Source organism: Winogradskyella sp., from assembly GCF_028282165.1.
In the GTDB taxonomy this organism is placed as follows: Bacteria; Bacteroidota; Bacteroidia; order Flavobacteriales; family Flavobacteriaceae; genus Winogradskyella.
In genome coordinates, this window is record NZ_JANQIM010000003.1 from 172667 (window position 1) to 191707 (window position 19041).

23 protein-coding genes are annotated in these 19041 nt (G+C 35.4%); 10 read left to right on the forward strand and 13 right to left on the reverse strand.

Going from position 1 to position 19041, the window contains the following annotated elements; all coding sequences use genetic code 11:
* Positions 1–42 precede the first annotated feature (42 nt).
* The 8 genes from Q0972_RS01200 to Q0972_RS01235 are packed head-to-tail and all read right to left on the reverse strand — an operon-like array spanning position 43 to position 7182.
* Positions 43–1152: an ABC transporter permease gene (locus Q0972_RS01200; RefSeq protein ID WP_299361544.1), complete on the reverse strand. Its 1110-nt coding sequence runs from the start codon at positions 1150–1152 to the stop codon at positions 43–45.
* Positions 1149–2258 carry an ABC transporter permease gene (locus Q0972_RS01205; RefSeq protein WP_299361546.1) on the reverse strand — a complete coding sequence of 370 codons (1110 nt, stop codon included), beginning with the start codon at positions 2256–2258 and terminating at the stop codon, positions 1149–1151. Before Q0972_RS01205 ends, Q0972_RS01200 begins: the two co-directional genes overlap by 4 nt.
* On the reverse strand, positions 2258–2701 hold the full coding sequence (locus Q0972_RS01210) for a DUF2141 domain-containing protein (RefSeq protein ID WP_299361548.1): 444 nt from the start codon (positions 2699–2701) through the stop codon (positions 2258–2260). Before Q0972_RS01210 ends, Q0972_RS01205 begins: the two co-directional genes overlap by 1 nt.
* Positions 2698–3423, reverse strand: a complete 726-nt coding sequence (locus tag Q0972_RS01215) for an ABC transporter ATP-binding protein (protein ID WP_299361549.1) — start codon at positions 3421–3423, stop codon at positions 2698–2700. The genes Q0972_RS01210 and Q0972_RS01215 overlap by 4 nt, the downstream gene beginning before the upstream one ends.
* 3 nt (positions 3424–3426) lie before the next feature.
* On the reverse strand, positions 3427–4341 hold the full coding sequence (locus Q0972_RS01220; protein WP_299361551.1) for an ABC transporter ATP-binding protein: 915 nt from the start codon (positions 4339–4341) through the stop codon (positions 3427–3429).
* Positions 4341–5249, reverse strand: coding sequence for an HlyD family efflux transporter periplasmic adaptor subunit (locus tag Q0972_RS01225; RefSeq protein ID WP_299361553.1), 909 nt, complete (start codon positions 5247–5249; stop codon positions 4341–4343). Before Q0972_RS01225 ends, Q0972_RS01220 begins: the two co-directional genes overlap by 1 nt.
* Positions 5250–5253: 4 nt before the next feature.
* Positions 5254–6525, reverse strand: a complete 1272-nt coding sequence (locus Q0972_RS01230) for a TolC family protein (RefSeq protein ID WP_299361555.1) — start codon at positions 6523–6525, stop codon at positions 5254–5256.
* A 48-nt stretch (positions 6526–6573) separates the two neighbouring features.
* Positions 6574–7182 carry a TetR/AcrR family transcriptional regulator gene (locus Q0972_RS01235; protein ID WP_299361557.1) on the reverse strand — a complete coding sequence of 203 codons (609 nt, stop codon included), beginning with the start codon at positions 7180–7182 and terminating at the stop codon, positions 6574–6576.
* A 198-nt stretch (positions 7183–7380) separates the two neighbouring features.
* Here Q0972_RS01235 and Q0972_RS01240 point away from each other — a divergent pair, with 198 nt between their 5' ends.
* From Q0972_RS01240 to arsM, 7 genes are all read left to right on the forward strand, one after another.
* Positions 7381–7854, forward strand: a complete 474-nt coding sequence (locus Q0972_RS01240) for a nucleoside deaminase (RefSeq protein WP_299361559.1) — start codon at positions 7381–7383, stop codon at positions 7852–7854.
* Between the two features lie 152 nt (positions 7855–8006).
* Complete coding sequence (locus tag Q0972_RS01245) at positions 8007–8342, forward strand: arsenosugar biosynthesis-associated peroxidase-like protein (RefSeq protein ID WP_155088269.1); 336 nt, start codon at positions 8007–8009, stop codon at positions 8340–8342.
* Between the two features lie 20 nt (positions 8343–8362).
* Complete coding sequence (gene arsS, locus Q0972_RS01250; RefSeq protein WP_299361565.1) at positions 8363–9418, forward strand: arsenosugar biosynthesis radical SAM (seleno)protein ArsS; 1056 nt, start codon at positions 8363–8365, stop codon at positions 9416–9418.
* A gap of 47 nt (positions 9419–9465) precedes the next feature.
* On the forward strand, positions 9466–9978 hold the full coding sequence (locus Q0972_RS01255; RefSeq protein ID WP_299361567.1) for a rhodanese-like domain-containing protein: 513 nt from the start codon (positions 9466–9468) through the stop codon (positions 9976–9978).
* Positions 9971–10600 carry a TIGR04282 family arsenosugar biosynthesis glycosyltransferase gene (locus Q0972_RS01260; protein WP_299361569.1) on the forward strand — a complete coding sequence of 210 codons (630 nt, stop codon included), beginning with the start codon at positions 9971–9973 and terminating at the stop codon, positions 10598–10600. The genes Q0972_RS01255 and Q0972_RS01260 overlap by 8 nt, the downstream gene beginning before the upstream one ends.
* Positions 10593–11405, forward strand: a complete 813-nt coding sequence (locus Q0972_RS01265; RefSeq protein WP_299361572.1) for a purine-nucleoside phosphorylase — start codon at positions 10593–10595, stop codon at positions 11403–11405. Before Q0972_RS01260 ends, Q0972_RS01265 begins: the two co-directional genes overlap by 8 nt.
* Before the next feature lie 342 nt (positions 11406–11747).
* Positions 11748–12716, forward strand: coding sequence for an arsenosugar biosynthesis arsenite methyltransferase ArsM (gene arsM / locus Q0972_RS01270; RefSeq protein ID WP_299361574.1), 969 nt, complete (start codon positions 11748–11750; stop codon positions 12714–12716).
* Between the two features lie 77 nt (positions 12717–12793).
* On the opposite strand, the gene Q0972_RS01275 is transcribed toward arsM, so the two are convergent.
* The 4 genes from Q0972_RS01275 to Q0972_RS01290 are packed head-to-tail and all read right to left on the reverse strand — an operon-like array spanning position 12794 to position 15693.
* Positions 12794–13495 (reverse strand): hypothetical protein, encoded by a 702-nt coding sequence (locus Q0972_RS01275; RefSeq protein WP_299361576.1) that lies wholly within the window; start codon positions 13493–13495, stop codon positions 12794–12796.
* A gap of 21 nt (positions 13496–13516) precedes the next feature.
* The gene (locus tag Q0972_RS01280; RefSeq protein WP_299361578.1) at positions 13517–14341 is read right to left on the reverse strand and encodes a DUF4097 family beta strand repeat-containing protein; all 825 of its coding nucleotides are present in this window, start codon (positions 14339–14341) and stop codon (positions 13517–13519) included.
* A gap of 24 nt (positions 14342–14365) precedes the next feature.
* The gene (locus Q0972_RS01285; protein WP_299361580.1) at positions 14366–15157 is read right to left on the reverse strand and encodes a HEAT repeat domain-containing protein; all 792 of its coding nucleotides are present in this window, start codon (positions 15155–15157) and stop codon (positions 14366–14368) included.
* 2 nt (positions 15158–15159) lie between these two features.
* Entirely contained in the window at positions 15160–15693 is a 534-nt protein-coding gene (locus Q0972_RS01290) for an RNA polymerase sigma factor (RefSeq protein ID WP_299361582.1), read from the reverse strand.
* A 97-nt stretch (positions 15694–15790) separates the two neighbouring features.
* Between Q0972_RS01290 and Q0972_RS01295 the strand changes: the two genes are divergently transcribed.
* The 3 genes from Q0972_RS01295 (at position 15791) to Q0972_RS01305 (ending at position 18450) form a co-directional block, all read left to right on the forward strand.
* Positions 15791–16672, forward strand: coding sequence for a sterol desaturase family protein (locus Q0972_RS01295; RefSeq protein WP_299361584.1), 882 nt, complete (start codon positions 15791–15793; stop codon positions 16670–16672).
* 72 nt (positions 16673–16744) lie between these two features.
* Positions 16745–17617, forward strand: a complete 873-nt coding sequence (locus Q0972_RS01300) for a DUF547 domain-containing protein (RefSeq protein ID WP_299361586.1) — start codon at positions 16745–16747, stop codon at positions 17615–17617.
* A 26-nt stretch (positions 17618–17643) separates the two neighbouring features.
* Positions 17644–18450, forward strand: coding sequence for a glycosyltransferase family 2 protein (locus Q0972_RS01305; RefSeq protein WP_299361589.1), 807 nt, complete (start codon positions 17644–17646; stop codon positions 18448–18450).
* Positions 18451–18511: 61 nt separating this feature from the next.
* Here Q0972_RS01305 and Q0972_RS01310 read toward each other — a convergent pair whose 3' ends face one another.
* Positions 18512–19039: a hypothetical protein gene (locus Q0972_RS01310; protein WP_299361594.1), complete on the reverse strand. Its 528-nt coding sequence runs from the start codon at positions 19037–19039 to the stop codon at positions 18512–18514.
* Between the last annotated feature and the right edge of the window lie 2 nt (positions 19040–19041).

Below are 19041 nucleotides of genomic sequence, written 5' to 3' on the forward strand. Positions count from 1 at the left end.
TTAAAAGTTGTTTCATTTTCAAATAGTTAAGCAATTATATTCTTATATCCGTTTTCTATAGCTCCAAATAGCAAGTGTGTTAAAAACTACTGCGAGAATAATGGTATAGATAAACTCCCATCGGATGTCCCAAAAGCCGCTACCTTTCATTAAAACTTTTCTAGATACTGAAATGAAGTGTGCCAACGGATTGGGAATCGTTAACTTCTGGGCCCATTTGGGCATACTATCTATTGGTGTAAACAATCCACACATTAAAACAAAAATGATAACGAAAAAGAACGCTACAAAAATGGCTTGCTGTTGCGTATCGGCAAAGTTTGAAATAAGCAATCCCAACCCCAAAACTGCTATAAGATTGAAAATGGCATAGAAAAAAATCAACCCAATATTACCACGAATGGGAATATCAAAAATCAATTTACTGGCAATTAAACCAACGGTAAGTAAAACCATACCAATGCACAAAAAGGGTACCAGCTTACCTACAATAAATTGCCATTTCTTTATGGGTGTTACATTAATCTGCTCAATAGTGCCTATTTCACGTTCACGTACAACATTCATTGCCGAAAGCACTATGGTTAAAAGAGCGGTTAACTCGGCCAAGATTCCTGGTGCCATAAAATGAGGATAATTGATCTCGGGATTATACCAATTACGAGATGATATAGTAAGCTGACTTCCGCTTGTAAGTGGCGCCACTTCTTCAATTAGCTCCAAATTAAATGAGCTAATAATGTTTTTTAAATAACCAGAGCCAACAGTAGATTGCTGTCCATTGATAGCATTGACCAACATTTGTAACTTAGGTTGCTCGCCACGTCTATAGTCCTTTTCAAAATCGCTAGGAATCTCAAGAACAATATCGGCTTTATTGGCTTGTAAATGATCAAAGGCATCCTTAGAATTAAAGGTAGTTTTTACAATGCTGATGCGATCGTTGGCATTAATTTTTCTAATGAGCAGTCGCGAACTTTCACTATAGTCTTTTTCAACAATAACCAAATTAACATTCTTTACTTCGTTTGATGCTGCATTCGATAAGATAATAAGTTGAATAATGGGCAACAAGGTCATCATTGGCAACAAAGCCCTGTTTCTAATTATCTGAATGAATTCCTTTTGAATAATAAAGCCTAAGATTTTCATTCTAATCGGATTTTAAAGTTCTTCCAGGTAAAAAACAACAACAGAAAAGTTGTTAATGTGAGAATACCAATTTCATAAATTACAAACTTGAGTCCTACACCACGTAGCATAACCCCTTTTAAAATTTCGATAAAATAAGTAGCAGGAATAATCTGACCTATGACTTGTAAAACTTTAGGCATACTGGCTAATGGAAATATAAAACCAGACAATATCATTGAAGGCATCATTAACCCCATCAAAGAACGCATCATGGCATCTTGTTGGGTTTTTGAAACCGTTGAAATCAGCGTCCCCAAGGCCAAGGCAGTAATAACGTATAATAAGCAGGCAAACAATAGTAAAATAGTACTTCCGAGAATCGGAACTTTAAAAACAAAATAGCCGAGAACAAGCACCAATACAGCATCGATAAATGATAACAAGGCGTATGGCGTTACTTTACCTAATATAATCAGTAAAGGCGGTAATGGTGACACCAACAAGATTTCCATAGTGCCCAATTCCTTTTCTCGTGCAATAGTAAGTGACGTGAGCATAGCTGAAATAATTAATAAAATCAACGCAATAGTACCAGGAATAAAATTGTACGCACTTACCAATTGAGGGTTGTAAAGCATGCGGTCTTCAACATTAATGATGAATGGATTCTCTGGTTGCTGTAATTTATTCCGTTGAAACGTCGTAATCATATTAGTGGCATACTGCACTAAGGTATTCGCATTATTTGGGTCCGAACCATCTGTAATTAGCTGGATGGTTATTGGATTATTGTCGTAAAAATCGGAAGTAAAATTATTGGGAATAACAACTACTAATTTTGAAGTCCCTTCTTTAAAGCCTGCATCCATTTCAGCTTCTGAAGAAATAAACTTATTTACTGTAAAATGTCCTGAGCTCTGCAAATGATTAATGAGTTCTGTACTGGCATCATCTTTTGCATAATCTAGAATGTCAATGGAAGCATCCTTAAATTCTGTGGTAACTGTATATCCAAATAAAAGCACAAGGGCTACTGGAATTCCAAAAAGAATTAAAAGGGTACGTTTATCGCGTAAAATGTGATAAAATTCTTTTTTAACAAATGCCCAGAATATCTTTATCATTACTTATTACCAATAATGAATTTAATGTCTAATTCTTCTTCAGGACTATCCACCTCAAAACTGCATTTCTTAAAATTTGGTTTCCCCATTTTAGTCATGTTACTAGCACCTACAGGTTCTTTAGGCATACCGATAAAATTGCTTTTCATCTCACCATCAGCGTCTTTATCTTGATGTACCGAAACCGCGTAATTACCATATGGCACATCCTTAAACGTATAACTGGCTGAATTTCCAAATTCCTCAACAATACCTAGTTTAAAAGCTTTTTGGCGTTCCTTTGGAAAACCATCGTCTTTATTGAAAAGCATAAAAACCATATGACCTTCTCCAGAATTTTTAATGTCGTTTACCTGAACCGTAATGCTTGCGGTCTCTTGTGCAAATGCTATGGCTGCAATGAAGCATAGCGAGGTTGTTAATACAAAATTTCGTGTTTTCATCTTGCGAGTTTTAAAAATACCTCATCCATTGAGGTGGCGTTAAACTGTTGTTTTAAATTATTTGGTGTATCTAAAGCTTCTATTTTACCAGCAACCATAATTGAGACACGGTCGCAGTATTCTGCTTCGTCCATGTAGTGGGTTGTAACAAAAACAGTGCGCCCTTTTTCGGAAGCCTGATAGATAGTTTCCCAAAATTCGCGTCTTACCTTAGGATCTACACCACCAGTAGGTTCATCAAGAAAAACAATGTCTGGATCGTGAACCATAGAAATGGCAAAGGCCAAACGTTGCTTCCAACCAAGCGGTAGAGACACTACTGTTTTATTAGCTACAGATTTAAGGTCTAGTTCTTCGAGTATTTCTTTAGTTTTGGTTTTTATTTCATTTCTTGAAAGTCCATAAATACCACCATAAAATCGAATGTTTTCTTTAGGTGTTAAATCATCATAAAGACTGAATTTTTGCGACATGTAACCAATGTTCTTTTTGACGTGTTCTGCTTGTTTTTCAATATCAAAACCAGCCACCTTACCCGAACCTTTTGTCGGTTTACTTAAACCTATCAACATCTTTATTGCTGTTGTTTTGCCAGCACCATTAGCACCTAAAAAGCCAAAGATTTCGCCTTTATCTACCTTAAATGTAATTTCATTTACTGCCGTAAAATCACCAAAACGTTTGGTGAGGCCATTAACTTGTATAATAGTTTCAGAATGCATTTGTTAGATTGTTTTTTTATTTGAAAGTTCTAAAAACACATCTTCAATGGTTGCCTCTACAGGCGACACATCATCTACAGGAATACCTGTTCGCTCTACATAATGCTTTATTTCTGAGGGCTTAACAGGAAAGCTAGTTGTTAGATGGATACTAGAACCGAAAGGAAGCGCACTTGCTGTGAATTGCGCATTTCTCAAAAACTTAAGAACCTTGTAAGTCTCTGAAGTGGTGACTGCAAATAAAGGCTTATCAAAGTCCCTTATCATATGCTGAGGTTTATCTATCTTAAGGATATTTCCATCCTGAATCAAAGCGATACGATCACATAGGCTGGCTTCGTCCATATAAGGTGTACTCACCAAAATGGCAATCCCTTTTTCCTTCAGGCTTTTGAGCATATCCCAAAATTCTACCCGACTCACAGCATCCACACCTGTTGTGGGTTCGTCTAAAAACAATACTTCTGGTTTATGAATAAGCGCGCAACAAAGGGCTAGTTTTTGTTTCATCCCACCGGAAAGTTTTCCTGCTGGGCGTGTTTTAAATGGCTCAAGCTGTACATAGATATCTTTAACCAAATGATAATTCTCTTCTATAGTAGTTCTGAAAATAGTAGCAAAAAAAGATAGATTTTCTTCAACACTCAGGTCTTGATACAATGAAAAACGTCCTGGCATATACCCAACTTTTTGGCGAATGGATTTATAGTCGTCAACCACATGATGACCTGCAACGTAAGCTTCCCCCTTGTCGGCAATAAGTAAGGTGGTCAATATTCTGAATAGGGTTGATTTTCCTGCACCATCAGGGCCAATCAATCCAAACAATTCGCCGTCTTCAATACTAAAAGACAGATTGTTAAGGGCAAGAATTTCACCATAGCTTTTAGAAACATTATGTACACTTATCGCAGACATTAATTGGTATTTGAACTAAATTTAACTTCACCAGGCATTCCTATTTTTAAAGCACCATCGTTCTTCACTTCCACATCAATAGCATAAACCAGATTGACACGTTCTTCTTTGGTCTGAATGGTTTTTGGAGTAAACTCAGACTCACTAGCAATCCACGAAATCTTTCCGTCCAATTCTTTGTAATTGTCTTCGCCTTCATCGATTAGCACGGTAACTGTATCATTGAGTTTTACATCCTGAAGCAATAATGCACTTGTGTAAGCTCGAAGTGTAAGTGTATCGAGATTGGCAACCTTATATAATGGTGTACCCTGTGACACTAATTCTGATGGTTCAACAAAAGTGGTGATAACAGTACCATTAATAGGATTTGAAACGGTATGGTCTGCAATGATATTTTCAATAGCAGCAATTTGAGCTTCCAAGGGTTTGCGTTCCGAAAGGATACTACGGTTGGAGATATTTATAGAACGTTGGGTAGAGGCAATCTGTTGATTGACCACATCGATTTCGCCATTAAAATCATCCAACTGTTTTTGAGTCGCTGCTTTTTTATCGAGTAGGTTTTTGGTTCTATTGCGTTCTCTGGTAAGATTGGATTTTCGTTTTAAGAGTATAGCAATTTCGGGTGCTGCTTCCTGAAGTTTTAAGTCCAGTGCTTCCAAACGCGCAATAAGCTGAAGCTTTTCCAAGTGCATTTGTGTTGTGTCAATAATTCCGACGATTTTTCCTTTTTTAAGAATATCACCTTCAGATACATTAAATTGTTCAAGCTCGCCACTACCTTTTGCGCTCACTGTTATAGTTGTGGCTTCAAAATTCCCGTAAGCATCGGAACCATTTCCATTACCACAAGAAGAAACCGTTATACTTATTATTATGATTGAGAAGATAAAACGTGGGTTCATTTTATTATAGTTTACCATATAGGGTTAGATATTCAATTTGTAATTGCTGTAATTGTACGCGATGTAATTCTTGTTGCTGTCTTGCGGAAAGCTCTGCATTTACTTGGATGAGGTAATCGTTAGAATTGATGATACCTTCTTGTAATTGTACTTCGGTTTGGTTTAAAATATCTTTCTGAAGTGCTACAATTTTTTCATCGTTAAAAAGTTGTCCTTGCAAAGCCTCGATTTTTTCCAGGTATTCTTTTTTTCTTGAAGTAATGTCAAACTCAAAGGTTTCCTTGTCAACTTCAGTTTGAGCTATCTCAATCTTTAGTTTTTCGCGTTCTTGCTTTGCCTTTCCCCAATCGAGAATATCCCAGTTCAATCGAATACCTCCAAGTGCATATGTAGCATTGGAAATATCCGAAAAATTAAGTGGATTTGGATAACCAACACCGCCCTGAGCAAACAAGGACACTTTTGGTTTGCGCGATGCTTCAATTGTGCTCTCCTGTGCTTGTAATAATTCCTTTTGAAAATCGTAAAACTGCTGTTCTGGGCGTGTTATTTGTTGAGTCTCCTCTACCAGTATTTCCTGTGGCAAAGTCAGCGTTGTGGTATGCGCATACCGTGTACCTAAAAGCATATTAATAACACCGAAATAAGCTTTTATATCACCTTGTAGTCGTACATCTTCAGATTGTAATTCTAATTTCCGCACCTTTAATTTGGACAGCTCACTTTCCAAAACGGTTCCGTTATCGAAACCAGCTTGCAAGCTTTCGATATTGGTATCGATATCATTTATGGATGTTTCGAGTAAAACTTGCTGCTGTCGCGACAATTTTATTATAAAAAAGAGGTTATTGATGCGATCCTTTAAGTTGCGTAGTGTTACTTTCAAACCTTGTTGATTCACTTTTAACACTGCTTCTTCAATTTGCTTTTTAGCTTTGGTAAAACCGCCATCGTAAAGATTATAATTAGCATCGATGTAAGCGCGATAACTTTCTAAAGGTGCATCCACGCTCACTGGACTTCCGGGCTCTCCGATCTGCACATTTTCGGTTTGCAATTGTCCAAAACCATTTAGAGTAAGTGTAGGCAACCTATCTTTATTTATGAGTTCTATGTTGTATTCTGAAAGCGCATTGAGCAGCGCTTCGTCTTTAATTAAGGGATAGTTTTTTTCAACTAAATTATAAGCTTCTTGCAAAGAAAGGCTCGCAGTATTCTGTGATTCTGAATACCACAAGCCAATCATAGTTATAGCTACTAACCAATTCTTTCGCATAATCAACTTTTTGGTTTAACCAAACGGTTGATACAAATGTAAAAATTTTTATTTCACTAAAATGTCTTTCAACATTTTTTTAACAATAGGCTTGCGCTCCAACATCATTTGGGTGTAAATCGTCTCAGGGATCTCGAGCATATTCTTAAAAATTGGCTTCGCCATGAATGGAAAAACAATCAACGACATCACGGTGAGCATAACGTGCTGGGGCGGTAACGGGTTTAAAACACCTTGTTGTTGTTCTTGTACAATCTGCATCATAAAACTTTGAAACGTTCCGTGTTCCATCATTTTTTCTTTGGCTTCATTCATGTATTGTACTCGATTTTGCGATATTTCGTTGAGCAAAAACATTGGAATATGAGGGTTTGCAATAATGGTATCTATATACCCATCTACAAGTCTTTCAAACTTGTGTATTACTGAATCTTCAGAGTCTAGAATGGCCACAAACTTTGGTATTATTATGGAAACCGAGTCTTTCATGATTCTTCCAAAAAGCTGCTCTTTATTTCTAAAATAGTAATGCAGCATAGATTTATTGATCTTAGCTTCATCTGCAATTTCCTGCATGCGTGCACCTGCAAAGCCTTTTTGCAAAAAAATAGTTTTGGCCGCTTCAAGTATGGTGTTTTCTGTTGAAATTGTTTTCACGATAGATAAAAACACAAAGTTAATGAATCTAAAAAAACTGTTCTTTACACTAGTTTTAGAAGCAAAATAAATAATACTTTTTTATTCATAAAAATCAATTGAGACAACTTGGGTTTTTATAATACATTTTAATACAGCAGTACTTTTCTTTTCAAACTTTTACAAAATCAACTATCTTTCATAATAACAATTTTAAATATGAACAAAAAAGAAAACTTCATGCAAGAAGCCGTAAATACTGCTTTAAAAGGTCTTCGAAGTAATAAAGGTGGCCCTTTTGGATGCGTCATTGTTAAAGACGGAAAAATTGTAGGAAGAGGACATAATAGTGTAACGTCGACCAATGACCCAACTGCCCACGCTGAGATCGTGGCGATTAGAGATGCCTGTAAGAATTTAGGATCATTTCAGCTGGAAGGTTGTGAAGTTTACACCTCATGCGAGCCTTGCCCTATGTGCCTTGGTGCTATTTATTGGGCAAGACCAGATAAAGTGTATTATGGTTGCAGCCAAATAGATGCCGCTAATGCTGGATTTGATGATGCTTTCATCTACAAAGAAATTCCATTACCGTATGATCAAAGAAGTATTCCTTTTGAGCAATTCTCTAGAGAAATTGCTTTAGAGCCTTTTGAAGAATGGACAAAAAAAGAAGACAAAACGGAATACTAAAATTAGTTTTGCATAAAAAAATCACGTTTAAAATTCATTATCAGCGAGATAAAATCCTACAGAATAAAAAAAACATTTTTCTGTAATCTTTAAGAATTAACTTCGACAAAAAGCAGTATATTGATATTTCATATTACATTATTATTACATATATGTCTAAAACCTATTACGACCCGGCCGATTTAAGAAAATTTGGTAATATAACAGAATGGAGCGAAGAACTTGGTAACAAGTTCTTTGATTATTATGGAAAAGTATTTGAAGAAGGCGCTTTAACAGCTCGCGAAAAATCGTTGATTGCCTTAGCAGTTGCTCATACAGAACAGTGTCCATATTGTATAGATGCCTATACCAAAGATGGTTTACAACGTGGTGTTACCAAAGAAGAAATGATGGAAGCTATTCATGTCGGAGCCGCTATAAAAAGTGGTGCTACGTTAGTACATGGTGTTCAAATGATGAATAAGGTCAATAAACTTGACGGTTAAATCCCCTAAAAATCAATTTAATGGCGACGAAGTCCTTAAAGAAACGCGAGAGCGAATTAGCAAGTAGCAATAGACAACTCGAAATTCTTTCAAACGGTATTTTTCAAAATGGTGACCTTCCTACTTTTGCTACTAAAATTGCAGAGACCAATCAGTTTCCGCTTAAGGCCAAAAAACTGGAAATACTACAAATCAATGTAGGCTACATGTGCAATCAGGTCTGTGAGCACTGCCACGTTGATGCTGGTCCGGACCGTAAAGAAATAATGACCAAAGAAACCATGCAACAATGTTTAGAGGTCATTAAAAACACTGGTGCCCATACACTCGATTTAACAGGTGGTGCGCCAGAAATGAATCCAAATTTTAAGTGGTTTGTTGAAGAAGCTGCCAAAGTTGGTATCAAGGATTTTATAGTAAGATCTAATCTCACTATAATTCGCGCCAATAAAAAATATTACGATTTACCAGAGTTCTTTAAAAAACACAACATACATGTCGTAAGTTCAATGCCACATTGGACGAGAGGAAAAACGGACAAACAACGAGGTAATGGGGTTTTTGACAAGTCAATTAAAGCGCTACAAGATTTGAATGCTGTTGGTTACGGTATACCAGATAGTGATTTGAGATTAGATTTGGTTTACAATCCATCTGGTGCATTTTTGCCAGGAGACCAAGCTTCAATGGAAAAGGATTTTAAAAAAGCATTAATGGAAGATTTTGGTATTCATTTCCATAATCTATTCGCCATTACCAATTTACCGATAAGTCGATTTCTAGATTATTTAATTGCTTCGGAAAACTATGAAGATTATATGTATCAACTGGTAGAAGCTTACAATCCAGCAGCAGTTGCCAACGTTATGTGTACCAACACACTCTCTGTAAGTTGGGATGGTTATTTATATGATTGTGACTTTAATCAAATGTTAGAACTGCCTGTAAACAGTAAGGTAAAACACATTTCAGAATACAATGAAGCGTTTTTAGAAGGCAGAAATATCGTTATTTCGCAACATTGTTACGGTTGTACTGCTGGAGCTGGTAGCAGTTGTCAAGGAACAGTCACATAAAAGCAAACAGTTACAGTATGCGGTTAGTATTCAAAAATAGAATTAATATGTCATTTCGAACTTACGTGACAAATCTAAGCCTAATTCTATGTATTTTCGGTTCATCTATTTCCTACGCACAGGGCAATTTATCACAGTTATTAAAAAAATATAATACCGAAAGTATCCCATACATTACAGTTCAGGAGTTGGCATTACCTAATGAAGATGCCATTCTCTTAGACGCAAGGGAAAGCAAAGAGTACAATACAAGTCATCTAGAAAATGCCATATACGTGGGCTACGATTTTTTTGACATTAATGTGGTAACAGAGAATATCACTGATAAATCCACCAAGATAGTGGTATACTGTTCTTTGGGCATTCGTTCAGAGGATGTCGCCGAACAATTAAAAAAAGAAGGTTACACTAACGTTTACAATTTATTTGGTGGTATTTTTGAATGGAAAAATAATGACTTTACCGTTTTCGATAATAATAATGAACCAACGGAAGATGTACATACATTTTCTAAAGAATGGAGCCAATGGCTTTTAAAAGGCAATAAAATATATGACTGATGCACTGGTAATTGTATTTGTTAAGAATATAAAATTAGGTACCGTTAAAACAAGGCTTGCCAAAACTATAGGAGATTATGGTGCCTTTGAAGTCTATTCTGAATTGGTGAAAATTACCGAAAAAGCAACCTCGAAATTAAATATCGATAAGCGTATTTATTTCTCTAACGCAGTTGTCGATTCAAAATGGCAAAACAATTATAAAACCATCCAAAAAGGCATAGACTTAGGTGAACGAATGCTAAACGCATTTAAGGATGGTTTTGAAACTGGCTATAAAAAAATCGTCTTAATTGGCTCAGACTTGCCCGATATTACTGAAAATCACATCAAAAAAGGGATAGAAGCCTTAGGAAAAAACGATGTTGTTTTTGGCCCTGCTGAGGATGGCGGTTACTATCTTATTGGTTTAACAAAATTAATTCCTAAGATATTTGAGAACAAACCTTGGAGCCAAGCGCATCTTCTGAAAGAAACGTTACAAGAGTTACAAACTCTTAACCTAACAGTTGGTACTTTAGAAACCTTGAATGATATTGACACCTATGAAGATTTAATTGCTTCCAATTTTTATAAAAACAACCTAAAACTACAAGAAAAAATACAACAGCTTAATGATTAAATTTATTGCAGAAAGTACAAAATACCTAAAAAACAAAGGTTTTGATAATCCTGAGGTTGGGATTATACTAGGCACAGGATTAGGGCAGTTAATCAGTGAAATTGAAATTATTGCTGAAGCCAGCTATAATCACATTCCTAATTTTCCTACGGCGACTGTAGAATTTCACAAAGGCAAGTTGATTTATGGAAATCTTGAAGGCAAAAAAGTAGTAGTCATGCAAGGACGTTTTCATGTGTATGAAGGTTACACACTTCAGGATGTGACTTTCCCTGTGAGAATTATGGAAAAATTGGGCATTAAAACACTTTTGGTATCTAATGCGGCTGGCGCAGTAAATTTAAATTTCAAAAAAGGCGAGTTAATGCTTATTGATGATCATATCAACCTACAGGGAAGTTCTCCTTTAGCATTCAAAGGTGTAGAACAATTAGGAGAGCGATTTACTGATATGAGTGCACCTTACGATGCCGAAATAAATTCTAAAATTGAGACTATTGCCAAGGATAACAATATAACACTTCACAAAGGTGTGTATGCTAGTGTAGTAGGACCACAATTAGAAACCAGAGCAGAGTACAGAATGCTAAAAACTATTGGAGCCGATGCAGTTGGTATGAGTACCGTTCCTGAAATCATTGTTGCCAATCATTTAAAATTAAGGGCTGCTGCAGTGTCAGTTTTAACGGATGAATGCGACCCAGATCATTTAGAACCTGTAGATATTGCAGAAATCATTGCTATGGCTGCAAAAGCAGAGCCAAATATGATTACGATATTTAAAAAACTATTAAAAACCCTTTAACGTCATTCTGAACGAAGTGAAGGAATCTATATATGAGATTGCCACATCTCCCGATAGCGATCGGGATTATCGCAATGACAAACAACATAATAAGTCCCGAATCAATTCGAAGAATTGAAAATTGAAATGCAGAATCTAAAAATCAAATCGTCAAAATTTTTGAAGCCTTGGAAAAAATTTAGATTTTATTTTTGATTTTCTTTCGAGTTAACGAAAGAAAAATTCCTCATTTCAATATGACTTTTTGGTTCGTTTTGTGTTAAGACAAAATGAACAAAGAGAATAAAATGAATTAGTATTAAAATAAAAATAGATTCCTGCCTACGTAGGAATGATAAAGTTATGAGTTACTTAGAAGCTACACACAATTTATATAAAGAAGCCGCCTTAACACCAGACATAGGTCTATGTTGTACTACCAATCCGATTTGGGAATTACCAGGATTAAAAATCCCAAAAATTATGCAAGAAATGAATTACGGTTGCGGCTCAACGGTACATGCTCGCGATTTAACCAATAACCCAAAAATGCTTTATGTTGGTGTTGGTGGCGGCATGGAGTTATTGCAATTTGCTTATTTCAATCGTCAAAAAGGTGGTGTCATAGGTGTAGATGTCGTAGAAGAAATGCTACAGGCAACTCGAAAAAACTTCAAAGAGGCAGAAGAATTAAACCCTTGGTTTAAAAGCGACTTTGTGGAGCTTAAAAAAGGGGATGCCATGAATCTTCCTGTTGACGATAATAGCATTGACGTTGCCGCACAAAATTGTCTGTTCAATATTTTTAAAGCTGATGATCTTAAGAAAGCTATTGCCGAAATGTACAGAGTACTTAAACCTCATGGCAGATTAGTAATGAGCGACCCTACTTGCGAGCAACCAATGAATGATGAATTACGGAATGATGACAGATTACGTGCCTTATGTCTCAGCGGAAGCTTACCAATAGCCGAATATGTAAAAATGTTGACTGATGCTGGTTTTGGCACCATTGAAATTAGAGCACGAAAACCCTATCGAATTCTAGACCCAAAGCATTATAACACCGATGAGATCATCTATATTGAGTCAATTGAAGTTGCTGCCATAAAAGATCCTATGCCAGCCGATGGTCCTTGTGTATTCACAGGAAAAGCAGCAATTTACTTTGGCGACGAAGATTATATCGATGACAATGCAGGTCATATTTTATTAAAAAATCAACCTTTGGCGATTTGCGACAAAACTGCTGCTGCATTAGCGGCATTGAATAGAGATGATATTTTTATTAGTGAATCTACATACCATTACGATGGTGGAGGTTGTTGCTAGAAAATAAGCCGTGTTTATTTATATGCCGAGAGAATACAACAAAGGGAGCTAGTTTAGCTCCCTTTGTCTTTATTAAGTTAACCCTTCCTAATATAAATATTTCCAGATATGGTTTCCATATGTAGTGGCTGTGTGCCACCATTTATTTTTTTGGTAACCTTATTGTAAGATCGATGGTATGCTTTTGAATTAACTTCAGGTTTAAAATCTATGTCAGAATAGATTGTCCCAGTTATTGACTTTGCACTTAGGTCAGCTCTGCTAACTATGACGTCTAACGCACCGCTTATTGTTTTTAAGCGTAATTCTCCTTCGTATTTTTTTATGGTAACATCACCCGAAATCAAATCCGTAACTAAATCACCTTGGAAAGAATCCATATAGACGTCACCTGATATACTCTTAATCTTGAGATTGACGCCTTTTGGCACCATAACAACATAATCAATTTCTGTAACAGAATTACAATTCCAGCTATTTTTACCCTTGTCGTTCCGCTTATTCTTAAAATAATCCCCAAAATCGGAATACATTTTTAAACTATCTGAAGATCGTTCTGTTAGAACATTAAAATACGTATTACCTTCACCATCGTCGATATTTACGCTAACTTTCACCGTAACTTCATTAGAATTACCATGCTCTACTTTTATATTTTGAGCAAACTTGAAATTAAGATATATGTCTTGGCTTGAGTTGATGTTTTCAATAAATGTAAGTTCTTTTTGAGCATGCAGTGTCACTACACTTAACATTACAAATACAAGAATTTTTTTCATAACTATTCGATTTTTAATTGATCATTTTTTTCTTAAGTAGATATTACCCGTAGAAGAACGTAATTTGATATTTACACCACCTCCATTTAATTTACTAGATATCTTTCGGCTACTACCAACTACATTCATCCCATCTTTTCTTTGTGGTTGAATATCAAAATCTGTAAAAACAGAACCCGTTGAAGACCTGAGTTCTATATCTGCCTTGGTATCTTCTGGTAATGCAACATCAACCAATCCTGTAGAACTATATATTGAAATAGGTGAAGATTGATTTACAGTCGAAAATTCCACCTCTATTACTCCTGTACTGGTATAGGCCGTTATTGGACCTGTAACATCACTTAGTACAATTTTTCCAACACTGGTCTTTACTTCAATTTCTGAAGAAAATCCCTTGATCTTAGCACTACCCATACTACCACAATCTAGCTTTATATCCATATCTTTTGGCAGCTCTATTTGCATACCTCCACGCTCCATGTAACTTTTAAGATCCTTTATTTTAAGCACGTCGCCTTCTTTTTTAATAGACATACCAAAACCTGTATTATCTATACCCGATGAATACACAGGTTTTAATCCTTTTGAACGCTCATCTTCATCATTCTCATCTTGTTCATCATTGTAATCGTAATAACCATCATCTTCACTATTCGTCGAATCACGTTGATATTTGGTAAATCTTAATTCATTTGCTGTACCTGTTACAATTTTTACTCTTGCACCTGTTTCAATATCGACTTTCTTGATTCCATCTAAATTATATGTGTAATCTTCCTGTGCTGCCATAATTAGAAAGCAGAACATTGCCATAAGGTTAATAATTATTTTTGTTCGTTTCATAATATTGATTTTTTGTTTTTTTGTTTAAATAATTTCAGATATTCCACTATTGGCTTGCGCCTTTACAAAATCTGGTGTTTCGGGATGATCCAATAACTGTTTCATTGGTTCAATTGCGCGCTTTTCCTGAATGTCTACCAAAAATTGAATTATAGCTATTTGCAAATCTGGTTCTTTTACAGTTCCTAAGGCATCGATAAAAGCGGTTTTTACCATTTCAGAATCTGAAAATCTATACAGTGCTTCTGCTGCAGCTATTCGCACATTTATATTAGAATCATATTGCATTCGTTCAATCAAGGCGGTTATAATAGTCGTGTCTGGTTTTTCTAGTTCTTCCGAAAAATTAACTGCCTGTATACGTGTACTTGCCGATCTGTTTTCGAACATAGTCAAAGTCATTCGTTCTTTTAGCTCAACAGTCTGTACTTTTAAATTTGCGATTTCTTGAGAAGCTTCTTGCTTCGCTCCAAAGCTTCCCGCAAAGTATCCTAGAAATAGTAATAAAAAGGAGGCCGCAATCTGAAAAGCTCGCTTCCAAGGAAACTGCGATTCAGAATTTCTAACAGATATAACCTTTGGGCTTTGTAACTGTTTTTCTTCTTCTAGCATTTCATAGAAACCAGTGCGTAAGTTGCCGCTTGGCTGCATTTCTCTTACCTGATCAAAGACTTCGAAAAGTGCTTTCATCTTTTCCAATTCTTCTCTATTGGTTTGATTAGAATCGATATAATCCTGGACTTTTTGACGTTGTTCATCGGTTAATTTCCCGTCAAGATAATCTATAAGCTGTTGTTCAAAATGTTTATTTTCCATACCTATATAGTTTCAAAATAAAGGGTCTTCAATTTCTTTATAACACGATGCATTCTCACTTTTACTGCGCCTTCACTACTTCCTGTTATCTCTGCTATTTGGCTATATTTTAATCCTTGAAATCTGTTTAATACTAAAAATTCGCGTTCTTCCATGGTTAGTTTTTGCATTGTATTATACAAATGAGCTATTTCTTCGGTTCTTTCATATAAGCTTTCATCTTGTTCTTCGACAACCGTTTCGATCCCAACAGTTTTCCATGATCTTTTTGATTTTTGATAATAATCTGAAAACAAATTCCTGGCGATCCTAAAAATCCATGACACAAATTGGCCTCCTTTATATGATGATCTATACCGAATAGCTTTGTAAAAAACCGTTTGGGTTAAATCTTCTGCAACTGCCCTATCTCTTGTCATTTGAACTAAAAAATTAAACAATCTTAGATGATAACGTTCAAAAAGTAGCGACATCTGATTTAGGTCACCTTGTGATACTCTTGTCATTAATTCTTCATCGGTTGGTAGTTGATTCAAAAGATCTTAATTATTGGTTGTTTGGTATGAAGACCTTTAAATTACAAAAAGGTTACATTACGCTAATTTTTTTTTATATAAATGTATCTTTGAGCTAATGGATAAGTATTTAGAAATTATAAAAAACTCCTATTCGGGTTATTGGAATTACTTAAAACAAGAATTATTGTTCGAGAATCATTGGGACAACTACTTTTACGGCTTGTTATTGGTTTCGATAATCGTTTGGATTTTGGAACTCTCATTTCCTTGGCGCAAAAATCAAAAGGTATTTCGAAAAGATTTTTGGCTTGATACCTTTTATATGTTCTTCAATTTTTTCTTGCTAAATCTTATAGTACTTATAGCACTTTCAAATACAACAGCAGAGATATTCGATGATGTCTTAGGCGCTCTAGGTTTCACTATTCATAGTTTCCAGCTTTTTGATGTTGATGCTTTGCCAAAAGCAGTTGGTTTAATCATTTTCTTTTTAGTCTCTGATTTTGTACAATGGAATACACATCGTTTATTACATCGTATTCCTTTCTTATGGAACTTTCACAAAGTCCATCATTCCGTAAAAGAAATGGGCTTTGCTGCTCACTTACGTTACCACTGGATGGAACCTATAGTTTATAAATCAATATTGTATATCCCTTTAGCCATTATTGGCGGTTTTGATGCGCAAGACGTAGCTATAGTACACTTCTTTGCGCTTGCTATAGGTCATTTAAATCATGCCAATTTAGGTTGGGACTATGGTGCTTTAAAATATGTATTTAATAATCCTAAAATGCACATTTGGCATCATGCCAAAAGTTTACCCAATCATGTAAGGTACGGCGTTAATTTTGGACTAACACTTAGTCTTTGGGATTACCTTTTTAAAACCAATTATATACCACACAATGGTAGAGATATAGAACTTGGCTTTGAAGGTGATGAAAATTTCCCAAAAGATTTCTTAGGTCAGGAATTATACCCAATAAAGAAGTAGATTGTCATTCTTGCGCTCGCTGAAGCTTTAGTGAAGGCACTAGGTAGGAATCTACAGTTAGAAAGAACAAGCATGAAATACCATTTAACACTTATAATAGCTATTTTCTTATGTTCATGTAGCGGAGCTAAAAAAGTAATTGAAAATCAACCTAAACAAACAAAGACAGTTACAGAAGTTCCTAAAAACGATAGCCCTGTACTAAAACCAACACCTGTGGAATCATCTAAAACACAGAACACTATTACGGAGCAATCTGAAAACATCGAAGACTCAATTACAAAACATAATACTACTATTGAATCGTTTAATCATATGATATGGCAAGAACTCTTAAAGCAACACGTAAGTAAAAATGGAAATGTTGACTATTCTGCATTCAAAAATGATTCAAAACAATTAAGACAGTACATAGACGCTTTAAACACTAAAACACCTACAGAAAAATGGTCTAAAGAAGACAAGTTGGCCTACTGGATTAATGCCTATAACGCCTTAACTATCGATTTAATATTACGCAATTATCCTTTAAACAGTATAAAAGACATCAAAGACCCTTGGGATCAACGACTTTGGAAGTTTGGTAATAAGTGGTTAAATCTCAATGATATTGAGCATCAAATATTACGCAAAATGGAAGAACCACGTATTCATTTTGCTATTGTTTGTGCGTCAGAATCATGCCCTAAGCTTCTTAACGAAGCATTTACTGCTGGCAAATTGGAAGTACAACTGACCAACGCTACAAAAACATTTCTATCTGACACTACAAAAAATGAAATTTCAGAAAATAACATTAAGCTATCTAAGATTTTTAAATGGTTTGCCAAGGACTTTAAAAACGATGGAAGTTTGATTGATTTTCTAAATCAATATTCCGAAGTAACAATTATAAATAAAGCTAAAAAAAGTTTCAAGGATTATGATTGGAGCTTAAATAATTAATCTTTCCCCAAACCGCCAAATCTACTATGATAAGTATAATAATTCCTGTACTGAACGAGGCCAAACTGATCGGTAGTTTACTAGAACACTTATCGAAAAACTCGACCCAAGATAATATTACGGATATCATTGTCGTGGATGGTGGTAGTACCGATGGCACACAAGATATTGTTTCTGGTTTTGAGAATTCGACTAATTCTGAACTTGATGAGGAATTACACTCCAAGAATGCCCTGAAGGGACATAAGAATATCGACACATTAGTTCTCGATACAAAATTTTCTACCAAAAATTTCACTCGAACTAACCTACAATTGGTTTCCTCACCAAAAGGCCGTGCTAAACAGATGAACCTTGGTGTTAAATATGCCAAAGGGAGTATTCTTTACTTTTTACATGCCGATGCATTTCCTCCGATAGATTTTGATCAGCTCATCATCAAGGAAGTAAAAAAAGGCAATAATGCCGGTTGCTTTAGAATGCAGTTCGATAGCAATCATTGGTGGTTGCGTTTGGCCAGTTGGTTCACCCAATTTTCTTGGCGCGCTTGTAGAGGTGGCGACCAGAGTCAGTTTATCACTAAAGCATTATTTGATGAGATTGGAGGTTACGATGAAGACTACATCATTTACGAAGACAATATCTTAATCAACGAGCTCTACAAACGAAACGAATTTGTGGTTATCAATAAAAAAATAAGAACCTCAGCTAGGCTTTATAAAAAAGTTGGGATTTGGAAATTGCAATATCACTTTTGGACAATTTATGTAAAGCGTTGGTTTGGGGCTACAGCGGATGAAATGCTGGCTTATTACAAGAAGCATATTAACTAACAAAAAAAGACTGTCTTTGTAGACAGCCTTTATTATTGATTTGTTGGTAATTCAGTATGTTTTAATTTTGTTTTATCAATCTTATTTCTATCGTTCCTGTTTCTGTAAAAGAATCTGAAGTTTCTGTATAATTCTCAACAACTCGTAGCTCTGTACCATTAAAAAGAGTTACCTCCCCTATTTCGTCACCATCAAAATTAATGGTTCTGTTCTGTGTATTAACAGTATAGGTACCCGAGCTTTCGATATCTACGATCTCACTATCAGTCTCTGGCGATTGACCAGTAACTGTTATAGTGTAAGTCTCTACAAAACTACCTGACGTGGTGTAAGTTCCATCTGCATTAAATTCATAAACTGTATTGGTAAAAGTATCACCTTCCCACACATCTGTTTCTGTAACAACTGTAGTACCATCTGTTGCAGTAATCGTAGTTTGGGAAGAACCTCTTAGGTAAATAAGCTCATAAGTACCTGTCAAGTTTTCAATAGTTAACTCTATATTAGTTGGCCCATTGTCATCATCACTGCTACATGCAGAGAAAGCTACCAAAACAATAATTAGTAAAAAAGATTTTAATAATTTCATAA